The organism is Isosphaeraceae bacterium EP7 (genome assembly GCA_038400315.1).
In the GTDB taxonomy this organism is placed as follows: Bacteria; Planctomycetota; Planctomycetia; order Isosphaerales; family Isosphaeraceae; genus EP7.
Map to the genome: position 1 here is coordinate 1,948,505 of CP151667.1, position 26,869 is coordinate 1,975,373.

15 protein-coding genes, 1 tRNA gene and 1 pseudogene are annotated in these 26,869 nt (G+C 64.8%); 12 read left to right on the forward strand and 5 right to left on the reverse strand.

The annotated features are described in order from the left end of the window. Positions 1–152 precede the first annotated feature (152 nt). The 10 genes from EP7_RS07535 (at position 153) to EP7_RS07580 (ending at position 13,033) form a co-directional block, all read left to right on the forward strand. Positions 153–1,712, forward strand: coding sequence for a tetratricopeptide repeat protein (locus tag EP7_RS07535; RefSeq protein WP_463527228.1), 1,560 nt, complete (start codon positions 153–155; stop codon positions 1,710–1,712). 187 nt (positions 1,713–1,899) lie between these two features. Continuing rightward, positions 1,900–3,225: a 30S ribosomal protein S1 gene (locus tag EP7_RS07540; RefSeq protein WP_463527229.1), complete on the forward strand. Its 1,326-nt coding sequence runs from the start codon at positions 1,900–1,902 to the stop codon at positions 3,223–3,225. 784 nt (positions 3,226–4,009) lie between these two features. Then, entirely contained in the window at positions 4,010–5,020 is a 1,011-nt protein-coding gene (locus EP7_RS07545) for a DUF1559 family PulG-like putative transporter (RefSeq protein WP_463527230.1), read from the forward strand. 47 nt (positions 5,021–5,067) lie between these two features. Then, positions 5,068–6,162 (forward strand): phytase, encoded by a 1,095-nt coding sequence (locus EP7_RS07550; RefSeq protein WP_463527231.1) that lies wholly within the window; start codon positions 5,068–5,070, stop codon positions 6,160–6,162. Positions 6,163–6,297: 135 nt separating this feature from the next. Next, complete coding sequence (locus EP7_RS07555) at positions 6,298–7,533, forward strand: alpha/beta hydrolase (protein WP_463527232.1); 1,236 nt, start codon at positions 6,298–6,300, stop codon at positions 7,531–7,533. Positions 7,534–7,856: 323 nt separating this feature from the next. Continuing rightward, positions 7,857–9,113 carry a hypothetical protein gene (locus EP7_RS07560; protein WP_463527233.1) on the forward strand — a complete coding sequence of 419 codons (1,257 nt, stop codon included), beginning with the start codon at positions 7,857–7,859 and terminating at the stop codon, positions 9,111–9,113. Positions 9,114–9,228: 115 nt separating this feature from the next. Then, complete coding sequence (locus EP7_RS07565; protein WP_463527234.1) at positions 9,229–9,999, forward strand: SDR family NAD(P)-dependent oxidoreductase; 771 nt, start codon at positions 9,229–9,231, stop codon at positions 9,997–9,999. Positions 10,000–10,059: 60 nt separating this feature from the next. After that, a complete protein-coding gene (locus EP7_RS07570) occupies positions 10,060–11,478 on the forward strand; it encodes a DUF6513 domain-containing protein (RefSeq protein WP_463527235.1) in 1,419 nt (472 codons plus the stop codon). Beyond that, positions 11,475–12,074 carry a DUF447 domain-containing protein gene (locus tag EP7_RS07575; protein ID WP_463527236.1) on the forward strand — a complete coding sequence of 200 codons (600 nt, stop codon included), beginning with the start codon at positions 11,475–11,477 and terminating at the stop codon, positions 12,072–12,074. Before EP7_RS07570 ends, EP7_RS07575 begins: the two co-directional genes overlap by 4 nt. Next, on the forward strand, positions 12,071–13,033 hold the full coding sequence (locus tag EP7_RS07580; protein ID WP_463527237.1) for a beta-ribofuranosylaminobenzene 5'-phosphate synthase family protein: 963 nt from the start codon (positions 12,071–12,073) through the stop codon (positions 13,031–13,033). The genes EP7_RS07575 and EP7_RS07580 overlap by 4 nt, the downstream gene beginning before the upstream one ends. A gap of 26 nt (positions 13,034–13,059) precedes the next feature. Here EP7_RS07580 and EP7_RS07585 read toward each other — a convergent pair whose 3' ends face one another. Both EP7_RS07585 and EP7_RS07590 read right to left on the reverse strand, forming a co-directional pair. Beyond that, the gene (locus EP7_RS07585; protein WP_463528381.1) at positions 13,060–13,731 is read right to left on the reverse strand and encodes an IS630 family transposase; all 672 of its coding nucleotides are present in this window, start codon (positions 13,729–13,731) and stop codon (positions 13,060–13,062) included. A gap of 74 nt (positions 13,732–13,805) precedes the next feature. Next, positions 13,806–14,213 (reverse strand): annotated as a pseudogene (locus tag EP7_RS07590) (helix-turn-helix domain-containing protein); the annotation flags it as partial. 455 nt (positions 14,214–14,668) lie between these two features. On the opposite strand from EP7_RS07590, the gene EP7_RS07595 reads away from it, so the two are divergent. Both EP7_RS07595 and EP7_RS07600 read left to right on the forward strand, forming a co-directional pair. After that, complete coding sequence (locus EP7_RS07595) at positions 14,669–23,422, forward strand: beta strand repeat-containing protein (protein ID WP_463527238.1); 8,754 nt, start codon at positions 14,669–14,671, stop codon at positions 23,420–23,422. Positions 23,423–23,739: 317 nt separating this feature from the next. Then, entirely contained in the window at positions 23,740–24,765 is a 1,026-nt protein-coding gene (locus EP7_RS07600) for a zinc-dependent alcohol dehydrogenase family protein (RefSeq protein ID WP_463527239.1), read from the forward strand. 691 nt (positions 24,766–25,456) lie between these two features. Here EP7_RS07600 and EP7_RS07605 read toward each other — a convergent pair. From EP7_RS07605 to EP7_RS07615, 3 genes are all read right to left on the reverse strand, one after another. Continuing rightward, complete coding sequence (locus EP7_RS07605) at positions 25,457–25,849, reverse strand: hypothetical protein (RefSeq protein WP_463527240.1); 393 nt, start codon at positions 25,847–25,849, stop codon at positions 25,457–25,459. An 86-nt stretch (positions 25,850–25,935) separates the two neighbouring features. Beyond that, on the reverse strand, positions 25,936–26,541 hold the full coding sequence (imm31, locus tag EP7_RS07610; RefSeq protein WP_463527241.1) for an Imm31 family immunity protein: 606 nt from the start codon (positions 26,539–26,541) through the stop codon (positions 25,936–25,938). A gap of 170 nt (positions 26,542–26,711) precedes the next feature. After that, a tRNA-Val gene (locus EP7_RS07615) sits at positions 26,712–26,785 on the reverse strand. Between the last annotated feature and the right edge of the window lie 84 nt (positions 26,786–26,869).

Genomic DNA, 26,869 nt, shown 5'->3' on the forward strand with positions numbered 1-26,869 from the left:
ACGCGACACGAGCCCGGACTGGTCGGGCTTCGGACGCCACGTCGGGGCGATTGAACCTCCGAGGCGCCGGGCCTTACAATCGAGGTCACGCTGTTCGTTCGGGCCTCGATCAAGTCGGCTCCACATCCCTCCAATCCATGCGGAGACGACCGATGTCCAAGCCGTTGCGCATCGCGAGGGGGATGCTGACGCTCGCCGTCCTCGGCGGCCTGGCCGCCCTGGCCTGGAAGACGCTTCAGGTCAAGGAGCCCGCCCAGCCCGAGAACCCTTCGCTCATCAGGACGCACGCCGCCTTCGAGCAAGGGAATCCGGAAGAAGCCCTGCGCTGGGTCGAGGACGCCCTCAAGTTGCAGCCCGATAACGACCAGGCGAAAGCCTTGCGCCACGACCTCCGCGTCAGGACCCGGGCCGACGAAATCAGCCCCACGAACGCGAACGCGGGAACATCGCTCTCGGCCGCTCCGCGGTTCGGGGCCGATGAGGATGTCCTCCCGTCCGATCCCAAAGCCCGGGCGAGAGCCCACCTCGTCGCGGGGCGTCCCGAGCTTGCGAAGGCCGACCTGGACGGCGACGCCTCGAAGGCCGACCCCGAAGCGAGCTGGCTCCTCAGCCGGGCCGCGCTCCAGCTCGGCGATCTGCCTGGGGCGTTCGCGGCCTGGGAACATGCGAAAGGGTTCGCCAAAGACGACCCGATGACCCGCGAGCCCGCCCCCTTCGCAGGCGAGGCCAGCTGCGCCTCCTGCCACGCCGACATCCATCGACGCCAGAGGTCGAGCCGGCACGCCAAGACGCTGCGAAGCGGCGACGACCTGGCGACGGTCGGCTGGCCCAAGGGTCCGCAGCCCGATGCCGGCGTGGCCGGGTTCACGCACACGTTCGAACGCGACGGCGACCGGATCACGCTGGAGACCACGCTGCCGGGAAACGCCGCGGCCTCTCGGCGATACGACATCGAATACGCCATCGGCTCGGGTCACCGCAGCGTCAGCTTCATCGCCCGACTCCCGGACGGCTCGTTCTCCGTCCCTCGCATCTCGCTCTTTCACGGCGACTCGATCGTGGGTCTGACCCCCTCGGCCGCGACAAGCCCGACGTTCCTCCCCGACTATTTCGGGCGAGCCCTCCCGGCCGAGCAATTGAGGGGCTGCCTGGGCTGCCATACGACCGCCTTGCGGGCCTCGGCCGACCGGACCACGCTGGTCACGACCGATCGGGGCATCGGCTGCGAGCGGTGCCACGGGCCGGGGCAGAATCACATCAAGGCCATCGCCCTCGAATTTCCCGACCTGGCCATCGCACGCCCCAAGTCTGCGTCGGCAGAGCAAGTCGTCGCCCTCTGCGGTGAATGCCACAGCCCCTCGCCGGGACATCCCATCTCCCCCGACGACCCCATCTACGTCCGGATGCAGGCGATCACCCTCCCCCTGAGCCGTTGCTACACCGAGAGCCCTGGGAAGCTCAGCTGCGTCGCCTGCCACGACCCTCATTCCAACGTCGAGACATCGGCCCAGTCCTACGAAGCTCGCTGCCTGGCCTGCCATGCGAGTTCACAACCGGAGCGTCCCGGGACGCGTGCAGCGAAGACCGAATGCCCGATCTCGCCCGCCAAGGATTGCCTGGGCTGCCACATGCCCAAACAGGAAATCGCCTCGGAGAAGGCCTCGTTCAGCGACCACCACATCCGGGTGCACGCCTCGAAGAAACGCCCCTGAAGAGGGGTGACCTCGCCGGCCTTCCCGAAACCCGACCGGCCGGGCCCGTCCCGGTCCGCCTTGGCTTCGAAGCCCGGTGCCGCTAAGCTGAACGGTCTGAAATCGAAGGAGTACGGGGGCTTCGGGCGGGGGGGACGACCCCTGGACGGCCGCAGCCCCCTTTGCGACGAACAACGGACCCGCGACCATGGCTGAACCGACCCGCGACCAGCGCACACTCCAGGACGCAGCGATCGACTCGGCCCTGGAGAAATCCCTGGGCAAGCCCTCAGCCGAAGGCCCGCTCAAGAAGCAGTGGGACGACGACCTGGAGGCCGAGCTCGAGGCCGCCATGGCCGGCTTCGACGCCGAATCGCTCGCCGTCGGCGGCGGCCAGCGCCGCGACCGATCCGAGCGCAACGGCCCCGACGGCAAGGGCCAGCGAGGCCAGGAGGAGCAGAAGGGCCTGCGCCAGGGGCTGGTCATCAGCATCCGCGGCAAGAGCGTCTTCGTCGACCTGGGCGCCAAGAGCGAGGGCGTCGTCCCCATCGACCAGTTCGGCGAGAACCCGCCCGAAGTCGGCTCGATGATCGAGGTCGTCCCCGACCGCTTCGACCCCGCAGAAGGGATCCTCCTCCTCTCCCTCAAGGGGGCCTCAGTCTCCGCGAGCTGGGAGAATCTGAAGAAGGGCCTCATCGTCGTGGCCAAGGTCACGAAGGTGAACAAAGGGGGGCTCGAGGTCGAGGTCGACGGCATCCGCGGCTTCCTCCCCATGGGCCAGATCGAGATCGGTCGCGTCGAAGACGCCACGATCTACCTCAACCAGAAATTCAAGGTCCTCGTCACCGAGGCCAACCAGCGCGAGAAGAACCTCGTCGTCTCTCGCCGCGAGATCCTCGAGGCCGAACGCGCCGAGAAGCGCGAGCAGACCTGGAAGACCCTCGAAGAAGGCCAGATTCACAAGGGCGTCGTCCGCTCGGTCAAGGACTTCGGCGCCTTCGTCGACATCGGCGGCGTCGACGGCCTGCTGCACATCTCCGACATGAGCTGGGTCCGCCTCAGCGACTTCCAGGACCTGATCAAGGTCGGCCAGGAAGTCGAGGTCAAGGTCCTCAAGGTCGACCGAGTGACCAACAAGGTCAGCTTCGGCCTGAAGCAGCTCACGGCCAGCCCCTGGGAGACCGTCGACGAACGCTTCAGCCAGGGCGAGACCGTCCCCGGTAAGGTCACCCGCCTGATGGAGTTCGGCGCCTTCGTCGAGCTGGAGCCCGGCATCGAAGGCCTGATCCACGTCACCGAGCTCTCGCCGACCCGCGTCCGCAAGATCTCCGACATCGTCAAGCCCGGCCAGGACGTCGAGGTCCGGATCCTCAAGATCGAGCCCGACGCCAAGAAAATCTCCCTCTCCCTCCGCCCCCTGCCCAACGCCCCGGTGGCGGCAGAGCCCGAAGAAGAGGAAGAAGAGCTGCCGGCCATCCCGGCCAAGGAACGCAAGGTCCCGCTCAAGGGTGGCCTCACCGGCCCCCCCGCCTGATTCCAACGAGACTGAGTGCGACTGTCCGGCCGGACACCGCACTCAGTCTCGAAACTCGCCCTGCGTGAACGTGATCAGTGTCTTGGTCTTCGCGTTGTAGACAATCATGGCCCGCCCCTGACAGACCCAGTGCAGCGTCTTCCCGTCTCTACCGGGCACCGAGAACCCATCCCTGATCGCCCTGATCAGGTCGTTGGGTGTGAAGATTCCCCGCGTCGGCCCATCCTTTCGAAGCTCGCGAAAGAAGTGGGTCCCGGACCCTTCCGACCAACCGACGAAACGCAGGGCTCTCATAAATTTCGGACCGGTCATCAGGTCCCACCGCATGTTTCCGATCTGGCCCCTGAATTGAACGTCGAGGATACCCAAGATCCTTCCCCCTTCTGATCGGCTCGGTCGAACTGGCGATGTTGGCGCCGAGGGATCCCTGTACCAGATCCCATGCGATCGATCCACCGGCCGGGCCGGCGCACGCTCGCGAGTCGCCCTTTCGTCCATGGTCCGGGCCTCACGAGCAACGTGTCGGGCAGTCGGCCAGGGGGCTCGCTCGAGTGCCGCGAGGATCGAGGCTGTCTGACTCACCTCGCCCTCCGACCCGCGGTGCGGACGGCTCCGTGGTTCGAATGAAATCCGCAGCTTCCGGGTTTCTTCGCACGAACCTCGCGGGATCTCGTTCTTGCCTGTTTACGATTCAGGCCTCGAATTCGATCATCCCTCTCGACGCCCTCGGGGAGCCGTCCGGCAACCTGTGTAGGGGGCTCGAGCGATCCCGACAAGGACCACCATGAGCAACCCCCGTCGCCGCGGCTTCACCCTCATCGAGTTGCTGGTTGTCATCTCAATCATCGCCGTCCTGATCGCTCTGCTGCTCCCCGCAGTGCAGAGCGCCCGCGAGGCCGCCAGGCGCATCCAGTGCGTCAACAACATGAAGCAGTTGGGCCTCGCGGTGATGAACTACGAGAGCGCCAACGGAGCCCTGCCTCCCCAGCAGACGATGAAGATCATCGGCAACGCCCAGCCAACCGAGTACACCTCGTGGGGTGTCAGCGCCAGGCTCGCCCCGTTCATGGAGATGGGGCCGCTCTATAACGCCATGAACTTCAGCCTCAAGTACAGCGACGCGACAAACACGACCGTCAGCTACATCCAGGTCAAATATCTGCTCTGCCCCAGCGAGACCAACACCGTCCCCCCCGACGCCACCAAGCCCTTCGGCGTCTCGAATTACGGCTGGTCGGTTGGCGACTGGTACGTCTTCGGCGGCGGCGGATCGGCCCCCAATCGCAGCGCTTTCGGCGTCAACGTCAGCCGCAGTCTGGCCGCCTTCTCCGACGGCCTGAGCAACACCCTGCTCTCCGCCGAGGTGAAGGCCAACCAGCCCCTCTACAAGTCGTGCTCGACCCCCACGGGAATCAGCCCCAACATCTACCCGGACACCGCGAGCACCCCCGCGTTCATCGCCCAGAACTACACCGGCGGCTGCAAGTCCGATCTCGGCCACGTCAAGTGGTCCATCGGATCGGCCTGCTACGATGGGTTCACCACGGCCCTCCCGCCAAACTTCCGGATGCTCGTCGGCACGCCCCAGATGGACATCGATTACGACACCGCCGACGAGAACAACGGAGGCCCGACCTACGCGGCCATCACCTCGCGAAGCTACCATCCGGGGGGTGTCAACACGCTCTTCGGCGACGGCAGCGTCCGATTCATCAAGTCGACCGTCAACGGCGGCACGTGGCGGGCACTCGGTACCCTCGCCGGCGGCGAGGTCATCTCGGCCGACTCCTACTGAGCCGAACGGGTCGGCCGGTTCGAACTGCCCACCAACGGAACCCATCCATGCCCGCGTCCTTACGATCCATCGTACTCTGCTCCTCGATCCTGATGGCATCCCAGGGCGAAGGCCGCGGGCAGGATTTTCCGACGCTAACCCCATCCGCCAGGGTTCAGACCGATCCCGTCCCCACCGAAGGGGACGCGGCCGATGACCCCGCAATCTGGATCCACCCAGTCGACCCCGCAAGAAGTCTCGTCCTGGGCACCGACAAGAAGGGGGGCCTCCACTCCTACTCCCTCGACGGCCACGCCCGCCAGCTCGTCTCGCCCGGGTCGAGGCCGAACAACGTCGACATCCTCTATGGATTTCCCATCGACGGGGTCAAGGTCGACCTCGCCGTCGCCAGCGTCGGCAAGGGGGGGAACACGGCGGGAGTCAAGCTCTGGCGCATCGATCAGTCGGACGGAACGATGGCCGAGTTCGCCGAAGGGCCGACCTTCAGGACCTTCGACTGCGGAGACCCCTACGGCCTCTGCACCTACCTCAGCCCTCGCGACGGTTCGGCCTATCTCTTCGTCAGTGATCGCGACGGCGCCATCGAACAGTACCGGCTCGACCCGCCCGCCAGCCCTACCCAGCCTCCCAGGGCGACCCGCGTCCGGGCCTTTCGCGTCGGCTCGCAGGTCGAAGGGATCGTCACCGACCGAGTGCTGGGCAAGCTGTTCGTGGCCGAGGAGAACGTCGGCATCTGGGAATACGGGGCCGAACCCGGCGACGGCGCCGCGAGGAAGGCCGTGGCAACAGTCGGCGAGCACGGCCTGACCGCAGACGTCGAGGGCCTCGCCCTCTACTACGCCCCCGGCGGAAAAGGTTACCTCCTCGCGTCGAGCCAGGGGAGCAGCACGGTCAACGCCTATGAGCGATCCGGCGCACATGCCTACGTCGCTACCATCGACCCGATCGCCGGAGCGACCGACGACGTCGCCCATACCGACGGCCTGGACGTGACCAACGAACGGACCTCGGCCCTCTTCCCCAGAGGCGTCCTCGTCCTCCAGGACGGCGAGAATGATGGCCGTCAGAACTTCAAGCTCTTCGCCTGGGAAGACGTCGCAGGCCATAAGCTGATTGTCGACACCACGATCTCGGCCCGCTGACATGCCCACCGACTCCCTCACGACAGGTCCGCACTTCAACGATCCGCCCGTCTGTGGTAGAGAGTGCCCGAACGATGGCAACCGGGCCCTCTGCCCGAAGGGTCGCCGCGGCCCCCGACGCGGACGATGCTCTGCATGGACGCGACCGAGATGAACAGGCGGACCCTCGCCCGTGGAGCCTTCGCCGGAGCCCTTGCCGCCTCGGCGAGCCCGGCCTTGGCCCAGGATTTCGGCAAATTCCTGGAGCGGACCGCCCGAGAGTCCCTCCGCAAAGGGCTCGAGCCCCAGGCAATTGAGCGAGCCTTCGCCGGCAGCCGGTCGGGCGAACCCGTCCCCTTCCGGACGGCCGACGGCTGGACCCTGGTCGCGCATCGCTACAAGCCGACGGGGCAGCCCAGGGCCGCCGCCCCCATCGTCCTCTGCCACGGACTGACGTACAACGCCCTCTTCTGGGACCTCGACCCCGCATGTAGTCCTGCACGCCATTTGGCCGCCGCCGGCTACGACGTCTGGTCGGTGAACCTGCGCGGCTGCGGGCTCAGCCAGAAGTGGGTCTGGAAGCTGGAGAACGCCCCCACTCAACTGCTGGGCGCCGCCATGCGGACGGTGACCAAGGGCAAGATGGCCCCGACCGGATACGCGACGGTCGACCCCAAGTTCGCCAGCTGGACCCTCGACGACCACATCATCCGCGACGTCCCCGCCATCGTCGGCCACGTCCGCCGCGTCACAGGTGCCCCCGACGTCACCTGGTTCGGCCACTCGATGGGGGGCATCGTCGCCATCGCCGCGCTCAGCCGCTACCAGAATCCCGGGATCGGCCGCCTGGTGGCCGTCGGCAGCCAGGTCACCATGCCCGACGGCCAGATCGCCGGCCAGTACTTGAACTCGATCCTGACCGGCCGCGAACTCCAGCTCGCCGGCCAGCTCGACGCCGCGACCGCCCTCCAGGCCGGCGAGGCGGCCGCCCAGAACATGTTCTTCAACATCCGCAACATCGACACCAAGGTCTACGAGGCCCTCACCGGCTGGGCCACCGACGTCCCGTCGATCGGGGTCATGCGCCAGTACATGACGCTCTCAAGCCGGGGCGAGCTGCTCGACGCCCGTGGCCAGACCAGCTACGCCCGCAACCTGGCCAACCTCACCGTCCCGGCCCTCTTCGCCTGCGGAGCCGCCGACCGCTTCGCCCCGCCTCGGGTCCAGCAGCAGCTCCACGCCGGTGCCGGCTCCGCCGACAAGACCCTCCTCATCATCGGCCGGGCCCAGGGCTATCAAGTCGACGCAGGCCACGACGACGCTCTCGTCGGCCTCAACTCCCGCCAGCAGGTCTACCCCACCATCGAGCGCTGGATCGCCGATCGATCGTGATTCCAGAGTCGTCGAGAGGCGGCGATTCGACGGAGTCATGAAAAGTCAGGCGGTGGACTTCGCGGCGAATCGTCGAGGACTGTCGGCCGGTCATGACGCATTCGATTGGTGGCTTCGAAGATCCATCCTTGGACGGGTCGGGTATGCTCGACGGTGCGTGATCAGCGAGACATGGCTTGCGCCGATGGCTGGTGTCGCTTGCGCACGCTCTGAAATGACGTTCACACGCCGTATGGAGCGTTGAGGGCGGGAGACCTCCTCCGACACCAGCCTGGACATCCCTCCGGCCCGGTCGGTCATCCCGAATCCCGGAAATATCAGCCATGCGACGCACTCTGACGGCCATCGCGGTGCTGTTCGGCCTTCCGCTCTCGGTGGCCGCATGCCTCTGGGATCGGGACACACCGGCCGACGAGGCGAGGGGGATGCCCGAGGTCGTCGCCGTGCTCACCGGCCGATTCGAGAGGAATCCGCCGCTGTTCTATGAGATGCGCCTGGCCCGCGTCTCGGCCCATCTTCGAGACCTTCCCCAGGACCTCGCCGGGTACGACGACGCCGGTGTCGCCTGCGATCGCCTTGGGCGTGGAGAAGAGGCTGTCGAGTGGATGGAGAAGAAGCGTGCCCAACTCGAGACGCTCGATGCGTCGCTGCCTGCGGTGAAGGAGCATTGGTACCGCTTGCATGCGAACCTCGGCACATTCCTCGTCCACGGCTGGGCACGGCAGGGGGCCGATCGTTCGAAGATCTCCGAGGTGAAGGCCGCCCGCGACGAGATTGTCAGGGCGCTGGAGATCAACCCGAACGCGCACTTCGGCCGAGAGAAATCTCAGTTGCTCGCGCTGACTTGGATTGTGGATCCGCCGAAACTGGGGGATTCGCAGGTCCTCCCCAACCTCCTCGGATGGCAAGCCCACGACTTCAACGGAACGAATACCGCCCCCCAAATGGCAGACGACGCGGTACGAGGCCTTGCCGGCCTGATTGTGCTGGGCAATGCCTGGGAGAGCGTCGACATCTTCAACGCCCTGAATCAGGCACTCCAGCGCGACTCGCAGGGCTTCGCGAGGAATGAGGAGGGGGGCCGGAACACGCTGGCCTACCTCGCATGGCTCCGATGCTGCGAGCTGGTCGACGCGGGCAGGGGCTCGATGCTACCCGATGCCCCCAAGGGACAGGCCCTGAAGGCGATCCTGCCCAGACCCGATTTCCTCAAGTCCGTCGGGATTCTCGAGGACTCCTACCTGCAATTACGCACCGAGGCCGACGCCTGGCAAGCGGCCCGTGCCGAGTTCATGACGAGCCGCCTGAACGCAGGCCACCACCCCGACACCGAGCCCGGCTTCTGGGAAGGATATGTGGAAAGACCCGCTCCGTTGCTTCCCACCCAGTCTGTTCCCGACGCCTACAACGCCTTGTCCGAGTGGCGACGATGGTGGTCCACGGTAGCCCTCATCGGAGTACCGCTCGTCTCGATCGCCTTGATCTTCGGCTTGCCGGCGGTCCGCAGGGCGAAGACACGCCGGTTGAAGGCGGCTGGTATGAATCGCATTGGCGCAGAATCCGGGGACGAGCCTCGTTGAGTTCCGGTGTTCAAACCTCGTGACTCGCCTTGCCCTGCCGGTCCCTCCGCCGGACAATTCGGGGGTAGGCCCCGACGAGTTCAGGTCGGGGCCCGACCTCGCCGGACCACACCGCATGGCCCTGAATCCGATCCGCGAGCTGGCCGGCCTTCGCGTCGCCGTTCTGGGAGCCACCTCGGGAATTGGCCGTTCGGTGGCACTTGCTCTGGCCGAGGCCGGCGCCGACGTGATCGTGCACGGCCGGTCTTCGAAGGATGCCGCCTATCAGGTGGCTCAAGAGGTTCAGTCCTTGGGCGGTCGATCGAAGGTGATCATGGCCGACCTGGCCGATCGCGGGGCCGGTGACCGGCTCGTGGAGCAGGCCTGGGGCACCTGGAATGGGCTGGACGCCTGGCTGCACATTGCCGGTGCCGACACACTGACAGGCGAGGCCGCGTCGATGTCGTTCGACGCCAAGCTCGACCTGCTCTGGGCCGTCGACGTCGTCGCGACGATTCGACTTTGCCGCGACGTCGGCCGCCGGATGCAGCATCAAGGGTCGGGCTCCATCGTCACGATGGGCTGGGACCAGGCCGAGACCGGCATGGAAGGGGACTCCGGCGAGCTCTTCGCCGCCACGAAAGGGGCGATCCTCGCGTTCACTCGCAGCCTGGCCCTTAGCCTGGCCCCAACCGTCAGGGTGAACGCGCTGGCCCCGGGCTGGATCAAGACCTCGTGGGGGGAAGGGGCCTCCGACACCTGGCAGCGACGCGTCCTTCGAGAGACCCCGCTCGCCCGCTGGGGCCGGCCCGAGGACGTCGCGCGGGTCGCTCGCTTTCTGGTCGGCCCCGAATCTAACTTCATGACAGGCCAGGCCTTGCGAATCAACGGCGGTGCCATTCGCTGACATGACGAAACGAACCCGAGCCCCGCAGTCGGCCCCCCTCCGCCTTGAGGCGACATCAACGTGGCCGAGCCCTCAGACACCGATCCGCCGCGCATCCTGTTCGTCACCGGCCGCCTCGCCGAGTTCGCCCTCCGCCAGGTCGTCGAGGACCTGGGACCCCGCGTCGGGTTCCGGCCCGAGGTCGCCGTCCTGCCCATCTCCGTCGCTGCCCTGATGCCCCCCCGCTGGGTGGCCCGCCACCTCGTCGTGCCCGAAGGGACGGCCCGAGTCATCCTGCCGGGCCACTGCCGGGGTGACCTTACCCCCGTCCTGGCCCTGGCACATGGTGCCAACGTTGAGGTTGGCCCCGAAGACCTCCGCGAGTTGCCCGCCTACTTCGGTCAAGTTGACCCGAATCTCGCCAGGTACGGCGCCTTCGACATCGAGATCCTCGCCGAGATCAACCACGCCCCGCGCCTCTCGCTCGACCAGATCCTCCGCCAGGCCCGAGCCTTCGCCGACGAAGGGGCCGACCGGATCGACCTCGGCTGCGACCCGGGCGGACCCTGGGGCGGGGTTACTGACACCGTGAAGGCCCTGGTCGACGCCGGCCACCGCGTCTCGGTCGACAGCTTCGACCCCACCGAGGTCGACCAAGCCACCCGCGCCGGCGCCGACCTCGTCCTCAGCGTTAACGCCAGCAACCGCGAACACGCCCAGGGCTGGGGCGTCGAGGTCGTGGTCCTTCCCGATCGCCCGGGGACCCTGGACGGGCTCGATGAGACGGTCGACTTCCTCCTCGGACGCGGCGTCCCGTTCCGCATCGACCCGATCCTCGAGCCGATCGGCTTCGGCTTCGCGTCCTCTCTGGGCCGCTATCTGGAGACCCGCCGCCGCTATCCGACGTTCCCGCTGATGATGGGCGTCGGCAACCTCACCGAGCTCACCGACGTCGATTCCGCTGGCATCAACACTCTGCTCATCGGCTTCTGCCAGGAGCTTGCGATCGGCAGCGTGCTGACCACCGCCGTCATCAACTGGGCGCGATCCTCGGTCAAGGAGATCGACCTGGCGCGCCGACTCGCCTACCACGCCGTCCGGTTCAAGACCCTCCCCAAGCGGATCGAGCCCCGGCTCGTGATGCTCAGGGACCCTCGGGTCCCGGCGTTCGGCCCAGAACGACTGGCCGATCTGGCCCGCGGAATCAAAGACCCCAACTGGCGGATCTTCGCCGAGGATGGCAAAATCCATGCGATGAGCAACGCAGGGCACCACTCCTCCGACGACCCGTTCGTCCTCTTCGAGCTGATGGGCATCGACGACCCTTCGCACGCCTTCTATCTGGGCTACGAGCTGATGAAGGCCAAGACCGCCCTGACCCTGAGCAAGGCCTACCGCCAGGACCAGGCGCTCCACTGGGGGTTCCTCACCGAGCCCGAGGTGAGCCACCGGGGCCGAGGCAAGGCCGGGCCCCCCACCACCGGCGAGTCGCCCCCGTGATCCTCGAAGGCATCGTCACGACCCTCGACCTCGACGGCACCCTGAACATCGCGCCCATGGGGCCGCAGGTCGACGCCTCGGGCGACATGGCCCGCTTCACCCTCCGTCCATTCCGGTCGTCAACCACCTATCGCAACCTCAAGGCGAGCGGGCAGGGGGTCCTGCACGTCGTCGACGACGTCCTCCTGCTGGCACGGGCCGCGATCGGTCGGGCGCTCGACGCGCCGACCCGGCCGGCCGCTCTCGTCAACGGCCGGATCCTCCTCGATGCCTGCCGCTATTACGAGTTCCGAGTGACCTCGCTCGATGACGCCGAGGAACGCACCACGATCGGGGCGGAAACCGTCGAATCGGGCCGCCTCCGGGACCCCTTCGGCCTGAACCGAGCCAAGCATGCCGTCGTCGAGGCCGCGATTCTCGCCACCCGCATCAGGATCCTGCCCCTCGACACGATCCTCGCCGATCTCGATCGGCTTGCTCCCCTGGTGGACAAGACCGGGGGCCCTGCCGAGTTGGCCGCGTTCCGCCTCCTCCGCGATCACATCCTGTCGGCCGCCCAAGCATCACCGGGGCAGGGGGGGGCTCCTCGATCATGACCGGCTTCAGAATCCGAACTCCGAGCCGCCTGCATCTGGGCCTACTCGGCTGGGGCCCCGACCATCCTCGTCAGTTTGGCGGCGTCGGCCTGATGCTCAACGCCCCTCGACTCACCATCGAGTCCCACCCCGCCCCCGAATGGTCAGCAACCGGCCCGCTCGCGGATCGCACGCTCGCGTTCGCCGGGAACGTCGTTCGGGTCCTCGAATCCGAGGGGCACTCTCCGGAACCGCTCCGCTTTATCAATCTTGAAGCCCCACCCGAGCACGTCGGCCTGGGGACCGGAACCCAGCTCGGCCTGGCCGTGGCCACCTTGATCTCGGCCTCGCTCGGCGACTCAACTCCGACCCTCGAACGCCTGGCCGCGCTGACCGGCCGCGGACTACGATCGGGCATCGGCCTCCACGGCTTCCAGCAAGGGGGCCTGCTCGTCGACGGGGGCCGAGGCCTCGGCAGCGAAATCCCTCCCTTGTTGACCCGACTCTCGTTCCCCCTCGATTGGAACATCCTCCTCGTCACCCCTCGGATCTCGCAAGGGATTCACGGCGAGGATGAACGACGGGCCTTCGCCCAGCTCCCGCCCATGTCGGGTGGCGACACGGACCGACTCTGCCGCCTCGTCCTCCTCAGCCTCCTGCCCGCCGTCGTTGAGCGAGACCTGCCCACCTTCGGACTCGCCGTCGATGCGATCCAGCGCATCGTCGGCCGAGCCTTCGCCCCCATGCAAGGAGGGGCGACCCTTCGCCCCGAACTCGAACCGATCGCCCAACGACTCCGCTCTCTAGGGTTATCCGGGGTCGGCCAATCCTCCTGGGGGCCCACCCTCTTCGGCTTTTCCGAGGCCGAAGGTCCGCGCCTTGGACAGATCGTCGATGCCATCCAAAGCGAGCATGGGATCGATCGAGCCGACATTCTCTGGACGCAAGCCAGCCAGTCTGGGCATGAACTCTGCCGATGATGCGGGATGTTCAGCGACTAAGTGGCTCATCCGGCAAGTGTCCTGACACCCGGTACGGCGGCGATTCCCGGCGTTCGGCGTGGTTGATGGCGACGACGACGGCCCCAGACGAAGGGGTGACGATGCGCGTTCCAGTACGCTGTCGCTCGTTCGACCGCCTGGCAGATCTCCTCCCAAGTCTCGAACCGGCGGCCCTTCAACGCCAGGCTTCTCAGCACCTTCCACCACGGCTCGATCAGGTTCAGGTACGCCGCGGAGACTGGCTGGAAGACGAACTCCCAGCGGGGATGGGCCAGGCTGAACAGCAGCACGTCGGTGGCGCGGTGGGCGCTCAGGTTGTCGAGGATGGCGTAGACCCGTTCGGCGTCCGCCGGGACCCACGCCTCGACCTGGCCGAGGAACTCGACCCAGTTGCGGGTCGAGCGGCTGTCGTAGGGGCGGGTGAAGGCTTCGCCAGTGGCGGGTCGGAAGGCGCCGAAGACGTAACCCTTGCCGCGGCGGCCGTAGTCGGCCTCCTGCCGAGCGCGGCCGGCGGGCTGGCGGCTGCCCTCGGCCGTCGTCTCGGGCTTGGTTCGCAGGGGGTTCTGTCCCGGGAAGCTTTTGGCGCTCTCCGGCCCCATTTCGTCGAGGCAGACGACCGCCGAATCCGCCGGAGGCTCGCGGTAGAGTCGCTCGATGGCCCCCTTTTTTCGGCGAATTCGGGGTCCACCCGCTCGCCGAACCACGTCTCCTGCTTGCGCCAGCGGAGGCCCTCCTCCGCGAGGATCTCGTCGATCCGACTCCGCTTGATGGCGATGTCCTTCTGCTCGTTGAGGTAGGCCTCCAGGCGGTCGAGCGTCCAGCAGCCGAAGGGCAGGCCCAGGTCCTGGGGGGCGGTCAGCGCGACGGCCAGGACCTCGGCCCGCTGGTCGACGGTATAGGTCGGCGGTCGGCCGGCGCGGGGCCGCTCCTGGAGGCCGGCCATGCCCAGCTCGCTGAAGCGACGGATCCAAGCATAGACGGTCGGCCGCGAGCAGCCGAGGGCCGCAGCGATGGTGGGGGCCGATCGGCCGTAGGCGGCCTCCTGGACGATGCGGGCTCGCTCGACCAGGCGGACCGGGGCGGTGCGCGAGTGGAGCAACTCGGCGATGGCCTGCTGCTCCTCGGACGTCATCGGGCGGAGAAGGACGCGGGCGGCCATGGCGAGGTCTCCTGGGAGATACCTCCATCCACCTGCAAATCACCTGCCGGATGAACCACTAAGTATCCTTCTCTTCTTGATTTACACCCCAGCATTGTCAGTTTTTGCAATTCCGTCGCCGGGGCAGAAGAGGCGTCGTAGGTTCTTTGCTAGAAGAACCTTCTCGCCAAAGATGAGCCGATTCCTCGTATGAATCGTGCTTACTCGTTGGAATCGAAGATGATTCCCGCCCGCAACACTCCATGTGACGTGGGGTGGTCGATCGCGCATCGCAGCCGGCGTGTCTCAGCTCCGGGAGCTGAGACACGCCGGACATTCTCCGAACGCTCGCTCACCGCGGTGATGAGTCTCGGCTGAAAACAATTGCACACATCGTCATATGACGTGCGTTGAGTTAATCGCGATGGTTCCCTCTCCGCCTATCGCACTCGCCCAACATCGTTGAGGAGCCTTTCATGTTCGGTCGCCCTCCCCGTTCGAAGCTCGCCGATGGACTTGCGCAATCCAGGAAGAACGAGCGGTCGCGGAGGCGGCAGCGGACGAATCTGAAATTCGAGCCCCTCGAAAATCGCCAGTTGCTGGCGACCCGAATCTGGGACGGCGGCGGCTCGGACAACCTCTGGACGACCGCCGCCAACTGGTCCACCGACGTCGCGCCCGTGGCCAACGATGACCTGACGTTCCCCACCAGCGGGGTCAGATACAGCCCGGTCAACGACTTCATCGCCACGACGTTCGGGACAATCACGTTCGGCGACTACGGCTACAACGTCACAGGCAACCCGATCAGCCTGACGGGCGGGATCACGTCCACCTACACCGGGGTCGTATCCTCGTCGCTCGACACGGATATCACGCTGCTCTCCAACATCGCCGTGAGCGTCTCCGGTGGTGGTCTTGGGCTGGGCGGGGCGATCAGCGACGGCGCCGATGCGTTCGGCCTGACGAAGACCGGCGCTGGGAGCCTCGGGCTTAACGGCGCCAATACGTACGACGGCACGACGACGATCAGCGCGGGGGCGATCTCGATCTCGAATGATCAGGCCCTGGGGAGCACCGACGGGAACACCGTGATCAACGGTGGCAGTCTCTATGTGCTCGGAGGTTCGCCGCGTACCGTGGCCGAGAACCTCTCGCTCACGGGGGGCGGTTCGGGCGCGTCGGTCCTCGTCGGGATCAACGGTGACTCGACACTCACCGGCAACATCACGATCGCGAGTCATCCCGGCATCAACGCATTGAACGGCACAACGCTGACTCTCAGCGGCGTGATCGATGACAGTTCCGGCACCTCCGCTCTGACGCTGTCGTCCGACTCGACGAGCAAGGTCGTCGTCGGGGGGACCAATCTCTACGACGGCGTCACCAACATCTCGACGGGCCTGGTCAATATCACCGCCGCCGGGTCATTGGGCGACGTCGCGACGTCGAACACAACGACGGTCGCCACGGGGGCCAGCCTGGAGATCTCGGGCGGTATCACGCTGCCGTCAACCAAGTCGATCAGGCTCAATGGCACGCCAATGTCCGGCCTGATGAAGCTGATCAGCAGCTCGGGCGACAACACAATCGCCGGCGGGGTCAGGCTGGGCAACAGCGCGACCGTTGATGTGGTTGCCGATTCGCTCACGTTCTCCGGCGTGATCAGTCAGGATGATCCCTTTAACCTCACCAAATACGGCATCGGCCTCCTCACGCTCGGGGCCGTGAATACTTACACCGGCACAACCACGATCAACGCGGGCACCCTGCTGTTAAACGGCACCGTCGCGGGGCCGGTGGCCGTCGCGGATGGGAAGCTCGCCGGATCGGGGACGATCTCGGGCGCCGGGATCAACACCAGCGGCACGGCCTCCATCGAGCCCGGCCCGATCGGGGGCGAGGGAATCCTCACGTACTCGGGCTCATCGGGCGTCACGCTGGCGTCGGACACCACGCTCACGATCGACCTCAACGGGACGACCGTCGGCACCGGCTACGATCAGATTGCCCTCACAAGCGGATCCGCCCTCTTCAACCCGAACGGCGCGATCCTGGACATCCACCTCGGGTTCATACCAGCTGTTAATCAGAGCTTTCAGATCGTCTCGCAAGCGTATTCTTCAGCGATCACGGGGCGATTCAACGGGATTTCCCAGTTCGGCAGCATCACGGTCGGGGTGGCGACGTTCTCCGTCGGCTACTTCAGCTCGGGCATCATTCTGACCGTCACCGCCGTGACGATGCCGACCTTCACCTGGGACGGCGGCGACGCGGACGACAGCCTCTGGTCGTCTCCAGACAACTGGCTCGGCGACGTGGCTCCGACAGCCGGGGCGAACCTGACCTTTCCGGCCGGCGCGTCAAGGCTCGCGAACGTCAACGACTTCTCAGCGGGGTCAGGCTTCCATTCGATCACCATCGCGGGGGCCGGCTACTCGATCCACGGCAACTCGATCGGCCTGGACGGCGGGATCACGACCAGCTACGCGTCGGGGAACTCGACGTTCGCCATCGAAACCACGCTCCTGGCCAACCTGACCTTCGATCTCGGGTCCGGCGGGACGCTCTCGATTGATAGCGACCTCGGCGATGGTGCCGGGGCGTTCGGCTTCACGAAGTCCGGAGCCGGGACGCTGGTCCTCTCGGGCACGAACACGTTCGATGGTGATGTGACGGTCCAGGGTGGTGGGGCAGTCCAGGTGGAGAGCGACCAGGCCCTCGGCTCAGCTCTTGGCATTACGACCATCGAATTCGCGAATGCCGTCCATTTTGCGGGTTCCGATCTGAATGTGCTCGAGTCGTTCATCATCTCGGGCTCGGGCATCGGCGACTCGGGGGCCTTGTCCGCGAGGAGCGGCTCGGCCATCCTCTACGGCACCGTCGACCTTTCTGCGGGTGCGGCGGTCGGCGCCTTGAGCGACGCGACGCTGACATTCAACGGCGTGATCGACGACAGCATCGGGACCTTCATCTTCGATTTCGCCAATGGTCCGACCGGGCGTACCGTCCTGGGTGGGACCAACCTCTTCGACGGTTCGTCCAGCAGCGTCCTGGGCGGCTTCCTCAGGTTGACAAACGACGATGCGCTCGGCCTCGCCACGGCGCCGAGAACCATCTACCTCGACTCGGGGGCCTCGCTCGAACTCGCGGACGGCGTCACGATCCCGTCGAACAAGGCACTGACCATCAGCGGTCTCCCCGTCTCCAACTTCTCCAAGATCATCAACGTCTCGGGCGACAACACCTACGCCGGCGACATCGGGATCACGGGCGGCAATAACGAGTCCACGGACGTCGCGTCGGGGACCACGTTGACGCTCTCGGGCGAGATCAGCGGCTCGAGAGACATGGACAAGAACGGCCCGGGGACGCTGGTTCTCTCGGGCACGAGCACGCATACGGGCAATTGGAACGTCGGCGACGGCTTCCTACTGGTGACGGGAGACATCTCGTCGAGCAACCAGGTCTTCGTCGACGGCACGCTCGGCGGGACTGGCATCGTTCCCGATGTTGTGCTGAGCGGAATCGGCACCCTCGCGCCGGGCATGTCGCCGGGAATTCTCCAGTCGGCCGGATTAACCTTCCAGGATGGGTCGAACTACAGCGTTCAGGTGAACGGGACGACCGCCGGTACGGGCTACGACCAGGTCGATGCGACCGGCTCCGTCACCCTCGGCGGCTCGCTCAGCCTCTCGATCGGCTTTTCGCCCGCGATGGGGGACGCGTTCACGATCATCAATAATGACGGCTCGGACCTCGTCAGCGGCACATTCAACGGCCTGGCGGAAGGCGCGAGCATCGTCATCGGTCATGCCACGTTCAACATCAGCTACAGCGGCGGGACGGGTAATGACGTGGTGCTGACGGTGGCCGACGTCACGTACATATGGGACGGCGGAGACGCCGACGATAGCCTCTGGTCCTCCCCCGACAACTGGGTCGGTGACGTGGCGCCGACGGCCGGGGCAAACCTGGTCTTCCCCGTCGGCGCGATGCGGTTCTCCAATGTCAATGACTTTGCCGCAGGGTTTGACGTCCACTCGGTCACCCTCGCGGCGGCCGGTTATTCGATCTTCGGCAACGCGATCGACCTGATCGGCGGGATCAACACCGACTACTCGTCCGGACTCTCGATGTTCTCCATCGACACGGACCTCGTCGGAAGCTCGAGCTTCGACGTTGCGACCGGTGGAAGAATGGTCCTCGGCGGTGTGTTGTTCGGCTCCGGCATCCTGGTCAAAGACGGCGGGGGGACTCTCCAACTCGACGGCACCAACTCTTACCTCGGCGGCACGACCGTCAACGCCGGCACCCTCGCCATCACCAAGTCCGAGGCCCTCGGATCCGGGACGGCCACCATCGGCGATGGCTCGATGACTTCGGGCCACCTGGAAATCAACCTCACCGGCCCGAGCATCGTCTCCAACACGTTCGTGTTCAACACACCAGTCGTCGCCGGCCTCAAGATCAACAGTGGAACCACCACGTTCAATGGTGGCACCACGCTCAACGAGGACCTGGTTGTCGACATCGCCTCGGGAGCCTCGCTCCAATTCGCGGGCCCCATCTCCGACGTCGGGCTGATCAGGTCTCTGACCAAGGACGGGACGGGCACCCTGATCTACTCCGGTGCCAATACCTACACCGGCACGACCTTCGTCAACCAGGGTCTGCTCCAGCTCAATAGCGGGACAGCCTCGATCCTGGGCAGTCTCGCCATCGGCGGGCTCGGCACGACCGCGACCGTCCAGGAACTCCAGGGGAATCAGATTGCCAACGGTTCCGCGGTCAGCCTGTCCAACCCCAATGCCACGCTCAATCTCAACGGCTTCTCCGACACGATCGGCTCGCTGGCGCTTATCGGCAGCACTGTGACCACGGGCGCCGGGATTCTGACCATCGCCTCGGGCGGATGTATCACCACGGTTGCGTCCTCGGTCACGGCGACCCTCAGCGGCCACCTCGCCTTCGGCGGCCCGAACAACCTGCTCAGCGTGGCCCAGGGGACGACCCCGAGCGGGATTGACCTCGCGATCTCGGCGGTCGTCTCTTCCGGCATGAACATCATCAAGGACGGGGCGGGCACGATGGCCCTCTCGGGGGCGAACACCTACAGCGGCGGGACCAACATCAACGCGGGCGTCCTGGCCATCAGCCACAACTCCGGTGCGGGCAGCGGGGTCGTGAACATCCTGGGGACCGGTACCCTCCAACTTTCCGGCGGGGTCACCGCGTCCAATTCCATCAACGTCGATTCGAGCACCACGGCGATCCGCAACTCGGCCGGGACCAACACGCTCAGCGGAATGTTCAACCTGGGGATCGACGCGACGATCGACACGGCCCAATCCTCCAGACTCGTGATCGCATCGACGGTGAACGATTCCGGGAACGCCTTCGGTCTGACCAAGACGGGCGCCGGCACCCTCGTCCTTAACGGCGCCAACACCTACGACGGCACCACGACCATCCTCTCGGGGACGATCGTCGCCAAGAACGAGCTTGCTCTTGGTTCGACCGCAGGCGGAACCATCGTCGCCGACGGCGCAACACTTTTATTCCAGATCGGCGGAGACACCGTCGCCGAGCCGATCACCCTGGGTAGCAATGGGGGGAGCGCGACGCTCGCGAGCGACACGGGCAACCTCGTCCTGACGGGCAACATCACCCTCCTGGCCACCGGCAACATCGTGACCGACGGCGAAAGCCTCGAACTCTCGGGCGTCATCGACGACGCCCACGCGGGGTTCGGCCTGTCCAAGAGCGGAAGCGGGACTCTCTTCAAGCTGTCGGGGGACAATACCTTCGATGGCGATATTCATGTCAACGCCGGTGAGCTCGAAGTCCTGAGTCTCTCGGCGCTCGGCTCGACACTGGGATCCACGACGGTCGCCGGAAACGGCGCCATCCTCTTTGACTTCCACGGCGGGACACTTGCCGAAACATTCCACCTTGGGTCGAGCGGCAACGGCGTGTTCCTCAGGAACCTGAGCGGCGAGACGACGCTCTCCGGTCCGATCGCCCTGGAGGGGATCAATCAATTCTTCAACGGCGTCGAGCCGCTCTCCATCAGCGGCGTGATCTCAGGCAGCGGGGGCATCAGGACCGTCGGCAACCGCCTGGTCTATCTCAGCGGAGCGAACACCTATCTGGGCGCGACCCAGGTAAACAATGGGACCCTCATCGCGACCAGCGCCGGTGCACTCAGCACTTCGGCGGTCACAATCAATACCGGGGCGACTCTGGCCATCCAGGGCGGCCACACCATCACGCCATCCTCGATCACGATGGGTGGACTCGGCGTTAGCTCCGGTGGAGCCCTCCAGAGCCTGGATGGAGTCAACGCTTATAACGGGCCGATCACGCTAACCAGCAACACCAACCTCGCCGTTAATACCGGCAGCATGACCCTTTCGGGCTCGCTCGGCGGGTCATACGCGGCGAGCATCCTCGGCGCTGGCACGCTCGTCCTGAGCGGTACCAACACGATCGGCGGCTTGTCCGTCCAGCAGGGGACGACGCTCATCAACGGCACTTCGACACTCCCCACGAATGGGGCCGAAGTGAACGTCGGAGCGACCCTCGGCGGCTCCGGAACGGTGGGGAACGTCCTGATCAAAAGCGGAGCCACGATCGCTCCCGGCAACTCCCCCGGCATCCTCAACGTCGGCAACGTGACCTTCCTTCCCATCTCGACCTATGCCGTACAGATCAACGGAACCGCGGTTGGCACCCAGTACGACCAGCTCGATGCCAACGGGACCGTCAATCTGGGAGGCTCGACGCTCAGCCTCTCCCTCGGCATGATCCCCACGGTGGGCGACACCTACACGATCATCAACAACGACGCCGTTGATGCGGTGATCGGCACGTTCGACGGGTTGCCCGAGGGCACCGTCTTCGCCTACCAGGGACAGCCCTTCAAGATCAGCTACGTCGGCGGGACGGGCAATGATGTGGTGCTCACCTCCGTCGCAATCGCGGCCGAACCCACCACGCTGACCAACCCCACCGTCGGCAGCGTCTACAGCCAGCAAATCACCGCCGTCGGAGGCTCTGGCACAGGGTATCTCTTCACCGCCACGGGCCTGCCCGCCGGCCTGAGCATCAGCCCGGGCGGCCTGATCTCGGGAACGCCGACGACTGCGATTTCCGACCCCGTCGAGGTCGCGGTGACGATCGTTGACAGCCTCGGAACCACGACCACGACGATTTACTTCGTCGCGGTCAACCCGGCAATCTCCGTCGCTCCGGGAACGCTGAGCACCTCGACCGTCGGCAGCTCCTACAGCGAGCAGCTCACGGCAACCGGGGGATCGGGCACCGGCTACACCTTCTCGGCCACGGGCCTGCCCGCCGGCCTGAGCATCAGTCTGAGCGGACTGATTACGGGCACACCGACGAGCACCTTGACGGCCTCCGTGCTGGTGACGATCACTGACGGCGACGGGGCGACGACCGTCAAGCCGTACGACGTCACTCCGGGCATCGCCGCAACCGCGACGAGCCTGAGCACATCACCCGATCCATCCCTCTACGGCCAGGTGGTCACCCTCACCGCGACGCTCACGTCGGGCGCCACGGGAATTGGCCTCCCGACGGGCACCGTTCAGTTCTTCCACGGCACCACACTGCTTGGCACCGCCTCGCTCAACAACCAGGGCGTGGCCACCCTCACGAAGACCCCGCTCTTGACCGGGTCGTCCACGGTTACCGCCGTCTACCTGGGCGATGCCAACTACGGCACGAGTACCTCGACTCCCACGACGCAAACCGTATCTCAGGCCGGCTCGTCGTCGAGCCTCACGGCCTCGACCACCACCCCGAGCCTCAACCAGCCGGTCACGTTCCAGGCGACCATCACCGGCCAGTTCGGCGGAGCCGTCAGCGGCACCGTGTCGTTCTTCGACGGCACCACACTGCTCGGCTCGGCCACGATCAATGATCAGGGGATCGCCACCTTCCTCACCTCCAGCCTCGGCTTGGGAATTCATTCGATCACGGCGGTGTTCAATGGAGATTCCAACTTCTTCGGCAGCACGTCCCCGGCCGTGACGATTACGCCGTCGGAGACGATCGCCGGCAGCGTCACGTCGTCGGATTCGCAGGTGTTCTACGGCCAGGACGTGACACTCACCGCCACGTTCTCCGCGACGTCGAATCGCGGTGCTTCGATGACCGGCACCGTGATGTTCTACGACGGGACCACATTCCTGGGCACGGCCACGCTGAATTCCACCACGAGTGGAACTGTGGCCAGCGCGTCCATCGGTGGTTTGCACGGTTCGATCGGGATCCTGGTGGATACAACCTCCGGCCAGGCCCAGTTCGCCACGACCGGGCTCACGGTTGGCAACCACATCATCCGCGCGGTCTACTCGGGCGACGCGAACTACTCGCCCGCGACATCCGAAACACCCGTTTCGGTCAACGTCGCCCTGGCGACGACCGTCACGACCCTCACGGCGAACCCCACGTCAACGGGCACAATCCTGACCGCCACGGTCGCGGTCACTTCCCCGGGAAACCCGCCAATCGTCGGGAACGTGACGTTCTTCGACGGCACGACACGCCTGGCCACGGTGCCGGTTGTGGACGGGATGGCATCGTACGACGCAGGAGTCTTGCCCCCCGGAATGCACAGCTTCAGCGCTGTGTACTCCTCTGACGGCGGAACCTCCTCCGGCAGCGGATCGACGGCGCAGGTCTCGACGGACGGCCCGAAGGTCATCGGCCTGAGCCGCTACGGGTTCCACAATCGGCCGACCAGCCTCGTCTTGAACTTCGACATGGTGCTGGATGCGTCGCGTGCCGCTAACGTGGCGAACTACCGTATCCTGGATGGCGCCGGAAGGCGGATCGCCGTGACGAAAGCGGTGTACAACCCGACGAACTTCACCGTGACGCTGACCACCGCGAGGTCCCTGAGCCTCTACAAGGTCTTCACCTTGACCGTGGCTGGCACGGAACCGAGCGGCCTGACGGGAGCAACTGGTATCCCTCTCAACGGCTCGGGGGCCAATCAATCCGGCTCAAACTTCACCTCGAAACTCACCTGGAAGACCCTGGCCGTCCCCGGATCCACCCCGGCGATCACATTCAGCAACGGCCAGACGATCTCTTACCATGGGAATATGCAGCGATACCTGAACGCCATCGTCCGAGCAACCAAGGCCCTCGCCTACCATACGCTCAGGTCGCCCGCCCAAGGTAAGCCCGGCCGTTGATCGTCGATCCGATACAACCCCGCATCGCCCCGGCGCTTCGAGCGAAGCGCCGGGGCGATTTCGCTATCCTTGCCCCTGAGCCGACGTGAACTGCGCTTTATGCACCATCACAATTGAGTGTTCGGATATGATGAAGACTCGAGGTTCAAGGAGCTCTGGCCCATCGAGAACTCGAGGCTCTTCTCCGAGCAGGTCGCCCTCACACAGGCATCCAACCCCGGGCGATTCCTAGGCCGTTTGAAGGCTGGAGCACTCTCGAACTGTCGAGAATCGGCTCGGGCCTCTTTATGAAGAATGGGTTGGGAGGTTCGATCTCAATGCGTGCGATGGTGCTTCGAAGCACAGGCTCACTTGACGAGAATCCCTCTCCCCTTGAGGCGGTCGATTGGCCGGACCCAATTCCGAAGCAGGGTGAGATTTTGATCCGGGTGAGGGTTTGTGGTGTCTGTCATACCGAGCTTGATGAGATTGAGGGGCGGACACCACCCTCGGTCCTTCCGGTGATCCTCGGGCATCAGGTGGTGGGGCACGTCGAGGCGTTGGGGGAAGGGGTCACGGACTTGAAACTGGGCAACCGTGTTGGAGTAGCCTGGATCTTCTCGGCCTGTGGAGTTTGTCCGCGATGCCAGCGGGGTGAGGAAAATCTCTGCACAAGATTTCGGGCCACCGGGCGTGATGCCAATGGCGGTTACGCCGAGCGAATGACGGTCGCGTCCGATTTTGCCTATCGCATTCCGAACGTATTTTGCGATGAAGAAGCCGCTCCGCTCCTCTGCGCGGGGGCTATCGGCTATCGGTCGCTGCGATTGACCGAATTGGTGGATGGCCAGACGCTCGGCCTGACCGGCTTCGGCGGCTCGGGGCACCTCGTCCTGAAACTGGTCAAGCATCGGTTCCCTCGATCGAAAATCTTTGTGTTTGCCCGCGACGAATCTGAGCGTGCTATTGCACGCGAGCTTGGCGCCACCTGGGCGGGAAACACCCGCGATGCCCCTCCCGAGCTGATGCAGGCCGTGATCGATACGACGCCGGCCTGGGAGCCGGTTGTTGCGGCACTCGAACACCTTGAGCCTGGAGGGCGCCTCGTCATCAACGCGATCCGAAAGGAAGAGAAGGACAAGAAAACCCTCCTCACGCTCGACTACGCTCGGCACCTCTGGTTCGAAAAAGAGATCAAGAGCGTGGCCAACGTGACCAGAGATGACGTCCGGGAGTTCCTCCGAGAAGCGGCCGAAATACCGATTCGGCCCGAGGTGACAACCTATCCCCTCGAAGAAGCCAACCGCGCCCTGAACGACCTGAAATCGCAGGCGATTCGAGGGGCGAAGGTGCTCATGATTTGAGACGGTCGAGCGAATTCAAGCCGGTCTTTTTCCGGGCGTCGATTCCAGACGCGAGACGAGGCCCGGAGTCGTGTCATGGATCATTCCGACCTCCGACACAAGCGACCCATCCCGCGCAATCGATGTCCCGAAATGGCGGCGGTTCACCACTCCTCACCGAGTCCTGCTCGTCATCTTCAGAGAGAATGATAGCGGTTCGCCACGACGGTTCTCCGATGAGTGGCCGCACGGCGCGGCAGTGAGCCGGGTCATGCTGAATCTCCTATCGACTTCCAGTTAGCCAGGTTCTTGCCCGACCGCTGGTGCGTCGCACTTTGGTCACCGAGGGGCCACAAGGCGGTGCTAAAGTACATCGGCTGCCATCGGGACGAAGTCTCCACGATCGCGGCTGTCAGCGTCGCCCCGCATCGGTGATGGGGCGGCAAACCAACCCGACCCACGGCATCGACGCGGCGGGAGTGATTGGGTTCCTTGGGGATCTTCCCCGGTACCTCCGCGGAATAGTCGGCGTGTTCTAGGACGGCGGCATCAAGCGCAAACAATGTCCAAGTGATGCGGGTCTCTATCGCGCATAGAACGATTGAGCCTTCGCGGGGGCGTAGCCCCGCGACTTGAAGTCTCGATCCCGTCGGCGAACTACTGTGAACCCTCGCTCATACTCCAGAGGTTGCGTTTTACAGGCACACCGGCGCTAGAGGCGATGAGATGTCAACTTGCCAAGATGCAACAAAATCAGACCGGGGATCTGTGCTTCGGCTCTCTTGAAGTCAAGATTGCTGATCTCTTCTTGATGATATAAGCCGAGCAAGTATCCGTTCGCAAGGGCGAAGAAAAACTTGACGTTATCCGAGTTCTCACCATATTCCCGTAATTCCTCCGTCGAGTAATCGTCTTCAATCCGAGACCTTACGAAATCGAAATGCCCTTTCGCCCATTCCCCAGTGGCAGAAGCATACGAGAAGCCAACGATTGCGGCCTTGATGGCCAGATCATCATCGGCGTTGGTGGTCTCTAAGCCCTTGGCGAGTTGGATATCGCGTTCAAAAGTCTCGATGAGCTGTTGTAGTTGTTGAAAAACAGTCACCGTCTGACCTCTCCTTGGATGAGGGGCGATCTGACAAAAGTGATCTCGACTTCACCAGATACAACCGGCGACTTGTAACGTTTCCTTCATACTCCAGGCGTTCCAGTCGGATCGCCGTTCGGTTGTAAGTCGTCCTCTTCACAATGCCAGCAGATGCCGATTCTGTAGATCCTCAAAGCGTAGGACCAGCATCCATCTTCGCCGCACGCCCGTCCCACGACGACACCCAATTCGCCCCTAACTTTGGAGAATTCTCGACGGGACCCGACGACGACGACCTTCTCATCGAAGTCGAACCGGGCATCGGAGCCCATCCAGGATACGTCAAGCGACATCCATCTCACCAAAGGTGCGAAACAAAGCCCCTCTTCGGAAGGGGTCCAAATCGCCCACAGATCGCTCCCCGATCCATGTCGATCCCATCCGGTGGCGAGCTCAGCTAACATGCACTCGACGGCGACAATCGTCTCGTCGTCCGGGCGTAGGTCGATACTGACCTCATAGTACTCCGGGATTTTCCAGTACCGCTCGACTGGTTGGGTCTGGACACCGCCAAGCTTTCCCGCCTTCGACTCGATCATAGCCGCAATATCGTTGGCGACCCTGGGGTCATCTGTCTCCGCGAACAATCGGAGGGAGATCAACCGCCAGCGGGTGGGAGCAAGGTCGTCTTTCGTAGCTGTCCTGTCCAATACAGGTCTCCAACCCTTCGCCCCCCCTCCATGAGGTTGTGGTTGAGCTGCACGTCCCTAAGTGGAGTTTAGCCGGACGGATTAGTATCCAGGAGCATATCCGCCGAATCGTATCTGAGAGTATCCAAGTTGCCTGAAACTTAAATCCTTGCTGACAAGAGACTTACTAATGGGCGATGAGGGACTTGAACCCCCGACATCCTGCGTGTAAAGCAGGCGCTCTAACCAACTGAGCTAATCGCCCTGATCATAGGTCGAATCATAAAGGATGGTCGTTTGATTCTCAACTGAATTGGAGCAAAACGTTTCGAGAGCCTTCGAAACGCCG

Excerpts from the sequence above, each read along its gene's own strand:
- EP7_RS07535 (WP_463527228.1), top strand. The coding sequence starts at position 153 with ATGTCCAAGCCGTTGCGCATCGCGAGGGGGATGCTGACGCTCGCCGTC.
- EP7_RS07540 (WP_463527229.1), top strand. The coding sequence starts at position 1,900 with ATGGCTGAACCGACCCGCGACCAGCGCACACTCCAGGACGCAGCGATC.
- EP7_RS07545 (WP_463527230.1), top strand. The coding sequence starts at position 4,010 with ATGAGCAACCCCCGTCGCCGCGGCTTCACCCTCATCGAGTTGCTGGTT.
- EP7_RS07550 (WP_463527231.1), top strand. The coding sequence starts at position 5,068 with ATGCCCGCGTCCTTACGATCCATCGTACTCTGCTCCTCGATCCTGATG.
- EP7_RS07555 (WP_463527232.1), top strand. The coding sequence starts at position 6,298 with ATGGACGCGACCGAGATGAACAGGCGGACCCTCGCCCGTGGAGCCTTC.
- EP7_RS07560 (WP_463527233.1), top strand. The coding sequence starts at position 7,857 with ATGCGACGCACTCTGACGGCCATCGCGGTGCTGTTCGGCCTTCCGCTC.
- EP7_RS07565 (WP_463527234.1), top strand. The coding sequence starts at position 9,229 with ATGGCCCTGAATCCGATCCGCGAGCTGGCCGGCCTTCGCGTCGCCGTT.
- EP7_RS07580 (WP_463527237.1), top strand. The coding sequence starts at position 12,071 with ATGACCGGCTTCAGAATCCGAACTCCGAGCCGCCTGCATCTGGGCCTA.
- EP7_RS07595 (WP_463527238.1), top strand. The coding sequence starts at position 14,669 with ATGTTCGGTCGCCCTCCCCGTTCGAAGCTCGCCGATGGACTTGCGCAA.
- EP7_RS07600 (WP_463527239.1), top strand. The coding sequence starts at position 23,740 with ATGCGTGCGATGGTGCTTCGAAGCACAGGCTCACTTGACGAGAATCCC.